Raw genomic sequence first — 13,112 nt, forward strand, 5'->3', positions numbered from 1 at the left:
CCCTCCTTATTTCTTAGCCAGATTACTTTTGGCATTGTGTATTACCTACTCTTATGTCTGTAGTTCGATAAAGCCTCTTCCGTTCCGCCCCCCTCCAGCAGCACCATAATCGCATAGGAGATTGTATCAATCCAATCGCCAAGGGTACTAATCTGCTCTACGGTCAGCAGGTTGTTTCGCTGCAGCATACCATCAGGATACAACGCCCATGCCCGTGTATATTGGCAAATTCCCCACAGAGCGGATATAAGCTCTCGTTCTACGGACGGTTTCTCCAACTCATCTGCCAGAACCTCAATGATAGTCATGAGCTCATGAAAATTATCCTCGATCAGTTCGCCTTGAAAGGGACGAAGCATCCCTAGAAATCCGCTTTGCATTTTGGGATGCTCCAAATCATCGTGAATAAAAGAATGACAGCGCAACAGCTCACGGGCTTCTTGTTTATTCATGAAGTTCCGTAATCTCTGCACGGATACCTCTGCACAGAAAGCTACCTGACAGTCCCGACAAGGCATCGATATCAACGACCATGTCTGCTTCTTCATAGCGGAAATCAAGCTGCAAGATAATATTTTCTGTTTCTACAGGAGTTAATACATGCTCTTTGGTTTCCAGAAATGTAAAAGTCACTGCATAGCGTGGAATGTCCTGGACTGGAGCTTCAGGGATCACAGGTGCCTCAGCCGAAGGCTCCAGATCCGGTGATTTAGGAACCAGCACACTAGCGGGAGATAGCTCAATCGTCAGTGTAATCTGGTCTTTCGTCATGTTGGCAGCCGTGATTCGGTCATAGTGAAAAGGTGGAAAATAGCCGAGCTTTTCGATAATGCTGTCTGCACCTTGAATAGAAACGGTTGGAGAGAAAGCGAGTTCCAGTCCGATGGACCCTGTCAGTTGGTCTTCATATTCTGGATTGATACGGATAAGGGCCTGTTCCGACTCTACCTTCAACATCGTACCAATAAAATACTGTTTGCCATGGATCAGGACAACATCATGCGGAACGAACGGCAGTGCTCTTCCGGCTTGATAATGAATGAGATATTCGTTTCCTTTTTTTTCAACCTTGTGAACTTGAATTTGCATAAATTGCAGCCTCCTAGGATTAATGGGATGACGGATAGTTTAAGTGTGACGTAAAGGGTACGGAGTCCACGATTGAAAAACATACTTCATATCCGGGGTATCCTTTTCGAGCATAAATGGGAGAATATCCATAATAGCCCTTGCTTTACTGCCAGCATAAAAGTTACGCGAGCTGTGTAACAACTTGTCTGCCTTCAACCACTGGCTCAGCTTCATCATAACGTCTTCGACGATTGTTTGGTCGATATGTTCATAAACGTCCTGACGGATCGAAACGAGTATGCCGCAATTGTTGGAAGATCGGGACATGGTGTCATTGGACAAAAGAATGTACACTTCCGGCGTCGTCCCTTTGTTATAGGACGATTTGATACTAGGAGCCTCTATAACCAGCATCAAAGGAGTCATTTCATCATCGGTTACAATGCGGAGCAGCTCCTGCTTGTCCCAGCGGATCTTGCCGTGTTTGGCTTTCTTGGATTGATAGATAGACACACGGGTGTTACGGATTCCTGATATGTTCAGGAGCGTTTCAAAACAATCGAACAGGTTAGTAAAGCAGTCTTCGGCAAACAAAGTGTGTTTCTCCGATAAGGAGCCTGTCATTATGAAATTATAATGCAGGTTGTTAACCACAAGCATCCACCCTTTATTCATGAATTACCAATTATCCTACCATAATATATGACATGGTGATTGAATTCACCTTTTGCGGGATTCGTTAAAATCGTTTGGAAACCAGTTCAACTTCGCGTATACTAGGAAAGTCATATATGGAACGGCCTGAGCCGCCTTGCGGCCGTATGTTGAGTTACATGAACAGATTCAACGATAACGGATATGCTCCCTTCCTGAAAAGGGGAGAATGAGAACCGATACAAAAATGGGAATTCTGAACTATGGAACGATAGATGTCATATGGCACATGAACCTATTTTACGTGACACATATTGAATACAGATAAGGGAAGTGAATACAACTTGAAGAATTTTACAGCATTAGGCGTGGAGCAACATTGGGTAGAAGCCTTGAAAGAGCAAGGCATCTCAGCGCCAACACCTGTACAACAGGAGTCCATTCCACTGTTGATGGAAGGTCAGGATGTGATTGCCGAGGCACATACGGGCACGGGGAAGACGCTTGCGTTTTTACTGCCGATTCTACAAAAGCTGAATTTGGACAAGCGGCATCCGCAGGCGCTCGTGATTGCACCTACGCGTGAATTGGCGCTCCAGATTACAGAGGAAGCAAAATGCTTGGCTGCTGCGGAACCGAGTTTATCTCTGCTAGCTGTTTACGGAGGACAGGACGTGGAGCGTCAGCTTCGTAAACTAAAAGGTGGCGCACAACTGATTATTGGTACACCTGGGCGACTATTGGATCACCTGAGACGTGGCACGCTTGATTTAGGCGGCATTAAAATGCTGGTCCTGGATGAGGCTGACCAAATGTTACACATGGGCTTCTTGAACGATGTGGAAACGATTCTTCAGGAGGTTCCTTACCGGAGACAAACCATGCTGTTTTCCGCTACGATGCCAGCTGGTATTCGCAAGCTGGCTCGTGTCTATATGAACGAACCCGTTGATGTCAAAGTGAAATCGGCTTCTTCCGTTCCCGTGAGCCAAATCCGTCAGGTCGTTGTGCAAACAACAGACCGTGGTAAGCAACAGGCATTGGTAGATATGCTGAATACGGATCGTCCGTATCTGGCTGTTATTTTCTGCCGTACCAAGCGCCGGGCTTCCAAACTGAATGAAGAACTCCAGGAGATGGGGTTCGAGAGCGGTGAGCTGCATGGGGACTTGTCCCAGAACAAGCGGGAGCAAGTGATGAAGGCGTTCCGTGAAGCGAAACTTCAATTGCTCGTAGCGACAGATGTAGCCGCACGCGGCCTCGATGTAGAAGGCGTCACGCATGTCTTCAACTATGACATGCCGCAGGATGCCGAAAGCTACATCCACCGCATCGGACGTACCGGTCGTGCCGGAGGCAAAGGCGTTGCGGTGACGCTCGCCACGCCAAGGGATGTTCCTGAGCTTCGGAACATCCAAAGAGTTGCTGGTGTCACATTCACCAGCAGTGAGGGCGGCGGGCAGCGTAGACCTGCTCCCGATACGCCTGAGCGGCAGGGTAGAAATGACCGCTCAGGCAGAAACGACCGCCGTTCCTTTGGCGGCAACGATGCTGGCGGCGGACGCCGCAGCGGCCGCGAACAGGCGGGGCGTCGTGACGGTGCAAGCGGCGAGCGTCGCTCCAACCGCAGTAGCAGTGAACGTGGCGGATATGACCGCAGTAGCGGCCGTTCTGTACGCGAAGGTCAAGGCCGCTCGGCGGGCCAAAGCAGCGGACGTAGCGGATATGACCGTAGCAGCGGCGGTTCCGCACGCGGAGGCCAAGGTCGTTCGGCAGGCCAAAGCAGCGGACGTAGCGGATATGACCGTAGCAGCGGCGGTTCCGCACGCGGAGGCCAAGGTGGACGCGGTGGACAAGCCAAAGGCGGTCCGCGTGGTGGTCAAGGTCAAGGAGGCCGACGCGGTCGGTCCAGATAGATAAAATGGGGGTATTCTCATAGAATGCTCCACTATGGTTATCATAATAGCCCCGGGGAGGCTCATCTTCCGGGGCTATTGTAATCTTCATATATGCCGCTGTAAGAACAGCATCATAAGATAAAGAGCAACCAAAGATGCCCTGAGATAACCGAATAGCGGGCAGGACATTTTTTAAAAGATAATTTGGAGGGGTTATACATCATGCAGGAACAGGATATGGGCAAGCGTGCCATGGTCTCAGCATGGATCAGCCTGATCAGCAACATCCTCTTAACCGGCATCAAAATAATCGCAGGACTCATGTTCAACAGTAAGGTGCTGGTGGCCGATGGTGTGCATAATGCCGGGGACGTCATTGCTTCTGCAACGGCACTGGGAGCGATGAGAATATCCAGCCAGCCGCCGGATGAGGATCATCCTTATGGTCATGGCAAGGCAGAAGTAATTGGTGCTAGTGTGGTGGCGGTCATACTGTTCGGGGCAGGCATATTTATCGGCTATCATTCCATTGCCGCACTGTTCGAACCGATGCCACAGGAGCATATACTGGCATTGGTGGCCGCCATTATTTCCTTGCTCTGGAAACAGTGGCTGTATATCTACACGATTCGTATTGGCAGAGCGGCCAATAGTCAGGGTCTCATTGCGACGGCAAAAGATCACCTGGCTGATGTGTATGCCTCGGGAGCGGCTGTCTTGGGGATCGGATTAGGACTGATCGGGGAACATTGGGATATTCCGATTTTATCTTACGGCGACCCCATTGCGGGGTTCGTAGTGGCGTTGCTGGTTCTGAAATTGGCGTGGGAAATGGGTCGCGAATCCATAGATGTGCTCATGGAGAAGGCCATTGCAACCGAGGAAATCGAAAGCTACGCAGCAGCGGCACTGAGTGTAGTCGAGGTTCAGCGTATTGATCGTATCCGTGCCCGTGAGCATGGTCATTATATTATCGTTGATATCCGAGCTTCAGTGGATGCCTCTTTGACGATTCAGCAGGGACACGATATTATCCGGCTGATCAAGAGGGCTGTCATGAAGCAGGAGCCGCGGGTTTATGAGGTGCTTGTCCATTTGAATCCGTGGTATGCAGACGACCTCCATGCTGTAAAATCAACACAAAAAGACCCTGAAGATAAGGTATAACCGATACAAATAACGCCCCTAGAACATACGACGCGAATTGACAGATAACTTGCCGGAAGGGTATGCTTTTAAAAGCCGAACGATGATGAATAAAAGCGAGGTTACCCGAAAATATGCGAAAATTTTTAAAATGGCTAGGTATTTCTGTGACTGCTGCAGTCCTTTTAGTGGGCGGATATTATGCTTATTCTATATATCATTTTACGAACCAAATTTCGGTTGCTTCCGGACAGGATTCGAAATTTAAACCGCAAACCCAAACTTCAACCAATGTACAACCTGTAGAGGTATCACTCCCACCGGAATGGGATGGAACAGAAAGAGTAAATATACTGCTGCTTGGCGGAGATTCCCGTGGAGAAGATTCAGGGCGTTCTGACTCGGTTATGGTTGCTTCTGTTGATCCGGTTACGAAAAAGGCCACACTTATGTCGATTCTTCGTGATACGTATGTCAAGATCCCGGGTCATGGGCAAAGTCGATTGAATGCTGCCTTTTCCTACGGTGGGCCGGATTTGACCAGACAGACTGTGAGCGACCTTCTGGGCATACCGATTCAATATTATGTATATACTGATTTTAATGGTTTCATTGCACTGGTTGACTCTGTAGGTGGTATTGACCTGGATGTCGAAAAAGATATGCATTACACGTCCAAGGCAGACAAACACCAGTTTGATATTGACTTGAAAAAGGGAATGCAGCACATGGACGGTAAAACAGCCTTGCAATATGTACGTTTCCGTCATGATGCGACTTCGGATTTTACACGTACGGAGCGACAGCGCAAATTCATTACCGAACTGGGCAGTAAAATACAATCGACCTCGTCGCTCATTAAACTGCCAAGTATTTTAAATAGCATTTCTCCTTATATTGAAACGAATCTGAGTACAACGGAAATGCTGCAGTTGGCTTCATTGGGTTTTAATATTGATGCTAAAACAGTAGGGAAGCAGCAAATCCCGCCAAATGAACTGGTGCGCGGGGAAACCATCAAGGGTGCACAGGTGTTGGGTGTGGATGAACGAAAGCTCAAGCGGTTCATACAGAATCTTTTTGATCAAGAAAACAAACCTGTGACTACGACGGTGGAGGCTGCCACCACGACAAATGATACTCCATAACCATTCAAAGCAAGCGAAGTTCGTACAATAACGTACAACTTTGTTTGCTTTTGTGTTTATTTGGGTATAACCTTGTATATTTTGTTCCAAAAATATATCGTAATTATGAAGAACGTATACTCATCTGTCTAAAGAGAAGGGGAATGTCATGTGGAAATAACTCCGGCATGGAAAGACCGGTTTAAGAAGTTTTTTCTGAACAACAAGTTTGTGTTATTCCTGTTGGTACTGCTGCTGATCGGCTTGAATATCTTAGTGCTTACCAAAATTTCATACATATTTACCCCTGTCATCGTGCTGCTGAAAACGATTATTCTCCCTGTCATTTTGTCCGGTGTATTGTACTATCTGCTCAATCCGTTGGTAGATGTACTGGAGCGGAATAAGGTAAAGCGAGTATACTCCATTGTTGTTCTGTTTTTGCTCATTATAGGGATTATCGCTATTGTGGTTACGTCGGTGGTACCTGTGATCCGTGATCAGATACAGGGCCTTATCCAAAATGTCCCTGCTTATACCGAGCAAGTCAAACAACAGTTTGAGCGACTGATTGGCAGTAACTTTGTGAACCAGTTCCAGAACACCATTCAAATAGATCCATCTGAACTGGCCTCCAAAGCTTCTGAAAAGTTATCTGGCTTTATCAATAATGCATGGACGGGTGTGGGAAGCTTTTTGGGTGTGATTACGGAAACTGTGCTTGCGATCGCTACGGTTCCGTTCATTCTGTTCTATTTGCTGAAAGATGGACACAAGCTGCCGCAGTGGATTCTAAAAATGCTTCCACCTATGTTTCGTAAAGAGACAGATCGTATCATGACCGAAATGAATCATCAGGTCAGCTCGTACATTCGTGGACAAATTATTGTTAGCTTCTGTATTGGAGTGCTGCTATATATAGGTTATCTGATTATTGGATTGGACTACTCTTTGACGCTTGCGGTCATTGCGTCTTTTACGAGCGTGGTTCCCTACTTAGGTCCTGTCATTGCCATTACACCCGCGTTAATCGTAGCTATAGTTACCTCACCGATCATGCTGCTCAAAATGGTTATCGTATGGACAGTTGTCCAGCTTATTGAGGGTAAATTTATTTCACCACAAATTATGGGCAAATCGCTTCGAGTACATCCGATTACGATTATCTTTGTTATTTTGACAGCAGGCAATTTGTTTGGTGTGGTAGGGATTGTACTGGCTGTTCCAGGTTATGCCGTCTTGAAGGTCATCGTGACCCATCTGTTTAGTTTTTTTCAAAAGCGTTCACATCTTTATGAAGCAGATAAGGTAAAGTAAAAAGCAGTCTCTATGAAAAGTAAACATGACTAATGGGCGCGTTAAATCTACTATTTTGCCCCTCTTGGTTAACTGTGGCTTTACGTGCTATACTTAATGCCTATTCTTATTCCAAAATAGAAAGGTCAGACTTTTTATGATAAAACTCAGCATTCTTGACCAATCTCCGGTATCGGAAGGCATGACGCATGCACAAGCATTACAAAAGACTGCTGAGCTTGCTATAGAGGCGGAACGCTTGGGTTATCATCGCTTTTGGGTATCCGAGCATCATGCTGCCTCTAATCTTGCAGGGTCCAGCCCCGAGGTATTGATTTCACACCTGGCTGCTCGTACCCAGACGATTCGGGTAGGGTCGGGCGGTGTGATGCTGCCCCATTACAGCGCTTATAAAGTAGCGGAAAACTTCCGGGTACTGGAGGGATTGTATCCGGGGCGCATTGATCTGGGTCTGGGGCGAGCGCCCGGAGGAATGCCGATTGCTACCAGAGCTTTGCATGAGGGGAAAATGCGGGGCGGCATTGATCTGTACCCCGAGCAGCTGGATGATCTGCTAGCCTACTTGCACGATAGCACAGGCAGCCAGCATCGCTTCGGTTCGCTACAGGCGATGCCGCTCGTAGAGACTGTGCCGGAAATGTGGCTGCTTGGCTCCAGCGGTGATAGCGCGGGTCTGGCCGCCGAGCGTGGCGTAGGCTTTGCGTTCGCGCAGTTTATTAATGGTGAAGGCGGCACAGGTGCTATGAAGGGATATCAGGAAAACTTCCAGCCTTCCCAGCATAGTGACCAACCGCGTTCGCTTGTCTCCGTATTTGCGATCTGTGCGGATACTGAAGAGGAGGCCAATCGTTTGGCTTCCAGCATGGACTTGTCCCTGGTGCTTTTGGAACAGGGAACGCGTTCCGCAGGAACACCTTCCGTCGAAAAGGCGCTTGCGTATCCGTATACGCCATTTGACCGGATGCGCATTCGTGAGAATCGCAAGCGTATGGTGGTTGGTTCACCCGCACAGGTCAAGCGTCAGCTTGAGCAATTATCCAAGGACTATAATGCACAGGAGATCATGGTTGCGAGCATTATTCACGACTTCGATGCCAAAATGAAATCTATACGTCTCATGGCTGAAGCATTTGGACTGTCCTCTGTACAGGCTTAATGCGAATGGCCAGAATCAGAAGATCACAGCTTGAGGGCTGTGATCTTTTTTTGTGAGTTAACACTTGATAATGATTATCAATATCTTTATTATATAAAGATAGAATGAAGTTTTGATGAATGTCGTGCGTTAAGCCCGTGATTATATATATTGGATTAGGGAAAGGGATGATTCCAAATGTTTCGTCTGAAAACGGCAAATCTGGATATTGCTTATGAAGATCGATTAATAGTAGAAGATCTGAACGTAGAAATACCGCAAGGGAAAATTACAGCGTTGGTGGGTGCAAATGGCTCCGGTAAGTCGACCATTTTGAAAACGATGGCTCGCATCATGAATCCTAAAGGCGGTAGCGTTCTGTTGGATGGTAAATCCATTCATAAGCAATCCACCCGGGAGGTAGCCAAGCAGTTGGCTATTTTGCCGCAGAATCCGACGGCACCGGAAGGATTGACCGTGACGGAACTGGTATCATACGGACGTTTTCCCTATCAAAAAGGTTTTGGTTCCATGAAAGCGGACGATCGCAAAATGGTAGAGTGGGCCATCCAAGTAACAGGAATGAGCGAATTTCACGATCGTCCGATTGATCAGCTTTCTGGGGGGCAGCGTCAGCGTGCCTGGATTGCTATGGCGCTTGCACAAGATACGGATATATTGTTTTTGGATGAGCCGACTACATTTTTGGATATGGCGCATCAACTGGAAGTGCTGCATCTGCTAGAGTATCTGAATACTTCGGCAGAACGCACCATTGTTATGGTCGTGCACGACTTGAACCACGCAGCCCGCTATGCTCAGCATATGATTGCGATCAAAAAAGGGAAAGCGAAGGCGGTAGGAGCCCCGACGGAGGTTATGACCCCAGATGTGCTGCGTGAGGTGTTCGGGATTGAGGCGGATATTGTTACTGATCCTCGTACGGGGGTACCACTCTGTCTTCCGTATGCTTTGGCTGGTCAGCCTGCGGTAAGCCAAGCAGTAAAGGGAATGAATGTAGAAGAGAAACAAACGGTGGGTTCTGTTGCCGAGCGGCGTGATGCTAGACCACAAGTAGCAGCAAGAGGTTAGAGGGTGCGCCAAGTGGCAGCATCACGGTAAGGTTTTGTGAATATTGGCATGTCCGTCACGTTTTGGGTAAAATAGGTTGAGAACCTAAACCAAGCGACACGAAGGAGGATGCTATATGTCTGTCTATTCATATAATGCCGTAACACCAGCCAATCAGGAGGTTTCTCTGGAAACTTACACAGGTAAAGTGCTGGTTATTGCGAATACCGCTAGTAAGTGCGGACTTACCCCGCAATATGGGGATTTGCAAAAGCTTTATGACGAATATAAGGATCGGGGACTCGTTGTTTTAGGCTTCCCTTGCAACCAGTTTGGCGGTCAGGAGCCGGGCAGCAGCGAGGAAGCGGCTGAATTTTGCCAATTGAATTACGGGGTTAATTTCCCGGTATTCGCTAAAGTGGATGTGAACGGACCAGATACAGCCCCTCTGTTTGAATATCTGAAGAAGCAACAGCCTGGAGAACAGGAAGATGGTACAATTCAGTGGAATTTTACAAAATTCATTGTGAATCGTGAAGGTGTGCCTGTGGGACGCTTTGAGCCCAAGGAGTCACCAGAAGCGATGAAAACTGCCATTGAGCAGTTATTATAATAGCTTCGTGTAATTCCAAAGTATATGTGTAAACAAGGTCTGATTTCCGCTTGTCTTAGGGGAAACGGACCTTTTTTTATTCCCTACATACGCATTTGCCTAAAGATTGACGTATCGTGTGAAAGTCTGTTCCAGGAGCATAATCAAGAGGCAGGTAGGGAAAACTGAATGGAGCAAAAAAGATTTCAGCAAACGGCTGAGTTCAGATATCCTTGCCTTTTAAAATGTGGACAAATTGTGAATATCATAAAAAGCTATTGTAATGTGAAAAATATCACACTATAATAAGCACATGAAGTGAAATAAATCACAAGAAGTAACGAGTTATATAAGTGAAAGTATTCACAATTATTATACATTTTATGCCCACACACCAAGGAGGAATTCAACATGAAAGTAGCAGTTATCGGATGTACACACGCAGGTACGGCAGCCATAGTCAACACAGCTAAATGTTATCCAGATGCCGAAATTACGGTCTATGAGCGTAATGACAATATTTCATTTTTATCTTGTGGTATTGCACTGTATGTAGGTGGTGTCGTCAAAGATCCGCACGGATTGTTTTATTCGTCCCCAGATCAACTGGCTGATATGGGTGTAGTGACCAAGATGCTTCATGAGGTAACGAGTGTAGATACAGCGGGCAAGACGCTGCATGCACGTAATCTCCAAACCGGTGAGGAATTTACGGATACATTTGATAAATTGATTGTGACTACTGGATCGTGGCCAATTATTCCGAAGCTGGAAGGCATTGAACTTGATCATATTTTGCTCTGCAAAAACTATAATCATTCGAATGAAATCATAGAGAAAGCCCAGCACGTACAGAACATTACTGTCGTGGGAGCTGGATACATTGGTGTTGAGCTGGTAGAAGCTTTTCAAATGAACGGTAAGAACGTAACGCTGATCGACAGTGCTGATCGTATATTGAATAAGTATTTAGACCATGAGTATACAGACCGGATTGAGAATTCCCTGAGAGAACATGGCATTAAGCTGGTACTTGGCGAGACAGTAAGTCGTTTTGAGGGGACTAACGGTAAAGTAAGTAAGGTCGTGACCTCCAAAGGAGAATATGAAACAGAGCTTGTTATACTCTGTATCGGTTTCCGACCTCAAACGGATCTGCTCAAAGGTCAGGTAGATATGTTGCCTAACGGTGCGATCATTGTGGACAATTATATGCAAAGTAGCTGCCCAGACGTGTTTGCAGCAGGCGACAGTTGTGCAATTCGTTATAATCCGACTGGCAAAACAGCTTATATCCCATTGGCGACCAATGCGGTTCGTATGGGTACGCTGGTGGCGCGTAATCTGGTACAACCTACCATTGCCTACATGGGAACACAAGGAACCTCGGGTATCAAAATTTACGAAGATAATATTGCGGGAACAGGAATGACGGAAGCCGCAGCAACGGACGAGGGGATGACTGTAGAAGCTGTAACCATTGAGGACAGCTACCGTCCTGAGTTTATGCCGACTTCTGAAAAGGTGTTGCTGAAGGTTGTATATGAGCAGGAGACACGGAGAATTGTTGGGGCACAAATTATGTCGAAGGTCGATTTGACGCAATCCATTAACACCCTGTCTGTAGCCATTCAAAATCATATGACCATTGATCAGTTGGCCTTTGTCGATTTCTTCTTCCAGCCGCACTATAACAAGCCTTGGAATTTCCTGAACGCGGCAGGTTTGCAGGCATTGCCTACAATATCCGAACGGAACCCAGTTACTGTATAATCCGATTTGTCTGTGACATTGTTCATAAGTTTGTCAACAATCTGAAAGCGTACGGATGAATCCTTATAGTACAATATAGAGAGCATAAGGATTAGGGGGAGAAGTAGATAATGGGTTTGTTTTATATCCTTTTTCTTGTAGTTGTCGCAGCCATCGGTCTGGGCGGAGTACTTTGGTTCTTGAAAGCCGTTGAAAAGGAAGAATATAATTAAATGTAAAGCGCATAGCAGCGCAGTAGCAGTAGATGTAATAAAATAGAAAGACAGTCCTTTTTCGAGGGCTGTTTTTTTTATAGTTGAGAAAGTGATTTTTTTCACAAACAAAATCACTGATTTTAAATAAAATATGAAAGAAGAATATTTTGTTTAAAAGATATTAAAGGAGCGGGGGCAGATGGCAAGCTATAAACCGGGGCAAATTGCCGAAAAGACGGTGGAAACAGGAGTGGCCAAGGCGAACAACCCGTGGACTGTGGCGGTGGTATTGGGATTTTTGGCAGGTGCATTTATTGCACTCGGGTTTTTGCTGGATATACGCGTTATTGCAAGTGCACCTAAAGAATGGGGAAGCATTGCTACCTTTATTGGAGCTGCGGTGTTCCCTGTAGGTCTGGTGTTAGTTTTGATAGCTGGTGGGGAATTGCTGACCGGCAATATGATGGCAGTCCCTTTGGCGAGATGGGCAGGGCGAATTAAGACAGGGGCCATGCTTCGTAATTTGGCAATTATTACGCTCAGTAATTTTGCAGGTGCATTATTTGTTGCGTTTTTCTTTGGGCATGTTCTAGGCTTGACCGAAACGGGTCCTTACCTGGATAAAGTGGTGGATATGGCAGGACATAAGCTGCATGAAAGCTTTTTGCAGTCTTTTATATCAGGTATAGGATGTAACTGGCTCGTAGCACTGGCTGTATGGATGGCATATAGCACAGACTCTATCGGCGGCAAAATTATGGGAATTTGGTTCCCGACCATGGCCTTTGTTGCTATTGGATTCCAGCACGTTGTTGCCAATATGTTTCTCATTCCGGCGGCTATATTTGCAGGTCATTTTTCGTGGGCAGAGTATGTTATGAATTTTATTCCGGTCTGGTTGGGGAATTTGGTAGGAGGCAGTCTGTTTGTGGCTGGAGCCTACTGGCTGGCCTATCTGAAAAAAACTCAAGCCAACACACATTCCGTGAATGAACCTCAAACTACTTCTTCAGTTACATCCAAGCCGTTGAGTGATCATGCATAATCACGTTACTTTATGAAGCAATAAACAAAGCAAATCCGCCATGACAGGCCCGGGGGAACGAAACCTGTCATGGCGGATTTTTTTGGGAG

Annotated in this window: 12 protein-coding genes; 9 read left to right on the forward strand and 3 right to left on the reverse strand. The window is 46.5% G+C overall.

Going from position 1 to position 13,112, the window contains the following annotated elements; genetic code table 11:
• Positions 1–41: 41 nt before the first annotated feature.
• From ACXHJ1_RS08780 to ACXHJ1_RS08790, 3 genes are read right to left on the reverse strand one after another with little or no spacing between them, the layout of a single operon-like run.
• Positions 42–452, reverse strand: coding sequence for a hypothetical protein (locus tag ACXHJ1_RS08780; RefSeq protein ID WP_290402552.1), 411 nt, complete (start codon positions 450–452; stop codon positions 42–44).
• The gene (locus ACXHJ1_RS08785; RefSeq protein WP_457905968.1) at positions 445–1,089 is read right to left on the reverse strand and encodes an immunity 50 family protein; all 645 of its coding nucleotides are present in this window, start codon (positions 1,087–1,089) and stop codon (positions 445–447) included. The genes ACXHJ1_RS08780 and ACXHJ1_RS08785 overlap by 8 nt, the downstream gene beginning before the upstream one ends.
• Positions 1,090–1,128: 39 nt before the next feature.
• Positions 1,129–1,746, reverse strand: a complete 618-nt coding sequence (locus ACXHJ1_RS08790; protein WP_457905969.1) for a hypothetical protein — start codon at positions 1,744–1,746, stop codon at positions 1,129–1,131.
• A 323-nt stretch (positions 1,747–2,069) separates the two neighbouring features.
• Between ACXHJ1_RS08790 and ACXHJ1_RS08795 the strand changes: the two genes are divergently transcribed.
• From ACXHJ1_RS08795 to ACXHJ1_RS08835, 9 genes are all read left to right on the forward strand, one after another.
• Positions 2,070–3,641 (forward strand): DEAD/DEAH box helicase, encoded by a 1,572-nt coding sequence (locus tag ACXHJ1_RS08795; RefSeq protein WP_457905970.1) that lies wholly within the window; start codon positions 2,070–2,072, stop codon positions 3,639–3,641.
• Between the two features lie 204 nt (positions 3,642–3,845).
• Positions 3,846–4,790 (forward strand): cation diffusion facilitator family transporter, encoded by a 945-nt coding sequence (locus ACXHJ1_RS08800; protein ID WP_019688844.1) that lies wholly within the window; start codon positions 3,846–3,848, stop codon positions 4,788–4,790.
• A gap of 113 nt (positions 4,791–4,903) precedes the next feature.
• Positions 4,904–5,917 (forward strand): LCP family protein, encoded by a 1,014-nt coding sequence (locus ACXHJ1_RS08805; protein ID WP_457905971.1) that lies wholly within the window; start codon positions 4,904–4,906, stop codon positions 5,915–5,917.
• Positions 5,918–6,067: 150 nt separating this feature from the next.
• Positions 6,068–7,213, forward strand: a complete 1,146-nt coding sequence (locus tag ACXHJ1_RS08810) for an AI-2E family transporter (RefSeq protein WP_016822839.1) — start codon at positions 6,068–6,070, stop codon at positions 7,211–7,213.
• Between the two features lie 136 nt (positions 7,214–7,349).
• Positions 7,350–8,369 (forward strand): LLM class flavin-dependent oxidoreductase, encoded by a 1,020-nt coding sequence (locus ACXHJ1_RS08815; protein ID WP_457905972.1) that lies wholly within the window; start codon positions 7,350–7,352, stop codon positions 8,367–8,369.
• Between the two features lie 177 nt (positions 8,370–8,546).
• Positions 8,547–9,440, forward strand: coding sequence for an ABC transporter ATP-binding protein (locus ACXHJ1_RS08820; RefSeq protein WP_016822843.1), 894 nt, complete (start codon positions 8,547–8,549; stop codon positions 9,438–9,440).
• Between the two features lie 115 nt (positions 9,441–9,555).
• A complete protein-coding gene (locus ACXHJ1_RS08825; RefSeq protein WP_016822844.1) occupies positions 9,556–10,032 on the forward strand; it encodes a glutathione peroxidase in 477 nt (158 codons plus the stop codon).
• Positions 10,033–10,422: 390 nt separating this feature from the next.
• Positions 10,423–11,784 (forward strand): FAD-dependent oxidoreductase, encoded by a 1,362-nt coding sequence (locus ACXHJ1_RS08830; RefSeq protein ID WP_016822845.1) that lies wholly within the window; start codon positions 10,423–10,425, stop codon positions 11,782–11,784.
• Positions 11,785–12,177: 393 nt separating this feature from the next.
• Positions 12,178–13,023 (forward strand): formate/nitrite transporter family protein, encoded by an 846-nt coding sequence (locus ACXHJ1_RS08835; protein WP_016822847.1) that lies wholly within the window; start codon positions 12,178–12,180, stop codon positions 13,021–13,023.
• Positions 13,024–13,112 lie beyond the last annotated feature (89 nt).

It is taken from the genome of Paenibacillus sp. ALE2 (genome assembly GCF_054113385.1).

What these genes read in the sequence shown, in the direction of transcription:
- ACXHJ1_RS08825 (WP_016822844.1), top strand. Translation starts at nt 9,556, where the DNA reads ATGTCTGTCTATTCATATAATGCCGTAACACCAGCCAATCAGGAGGTT.
- ACXHJ1_RS08815 (WP_457905972.1), top strand. Translation starts at nt 7,350, where the DNA reads ATGATAAAACTCAGCATTCTTGACCAATCTCCGGTATCGGAAGGCATG.
- ACXHJ1_RS08830 (WP_016822845.1), top strand. Translation starts at nt 10,423, where the DNA reads ATGAAAGTAGCAGTTATCGGATGTACACACGCAGGTACGGCAGCCATA.
- ACXHJ1_RS08785 (WP_457905968.1), bottom strand. Translation starts at nt 1,089, where the DNA reads ATGCAAATTCAAGTTCACAAGGTTGAAAAAAAAGGAAACGAATATCTC.
- ACXHJ1_RS08820 (WP_016822843.1), top strand. Translation starts at nt 8,547, where the DNA reads ATGTTTCGTCTGAAAACGGCAAATCTGGATATTGCTTATGAAGATCGA.
- ACXHJ1_RS08835 (WP_016822847.1), top strand. Translation starts at nt 12,178, where the DNA reads ATGGCAAGCTATAAACCGGGGCAAATTGCCGAAAAGACGGTGGAAACA.
- ACXHJ1_RS08780 (WP_290402552.1), bottom strand. Translation starts at nt 452, where the DNA reads ATGAATAAACAAGAAGCCCGTGAGCTGTTGCGCTGTCATTCTTTTATT.
- ACXHJ1_RS08800 (WP_019688844.1), top strand. Translation starts at nt 3,846, where the DNA reads ATGCAGGAACAGGATATGGGCAAGCGTGCCATGGTCTCAGCATGGATC.
- ACXHJ1_RS08805 (WP_457905971.1), top strand. Translation starts at nt 4,904, where the DNA reads ATGCGAAAATTTTTAAAATGGCTAGGTATTTCTGTGACTGCTGCAGTC.
- ACXHJ1_RS08790 (WP_457905969.1), bottom strand. Translation starts at nt 1,746, where the DNA reads ATGAATAAAGGGTGGATGCTTGTGGTTAACAACCTGCATTATAATTTC.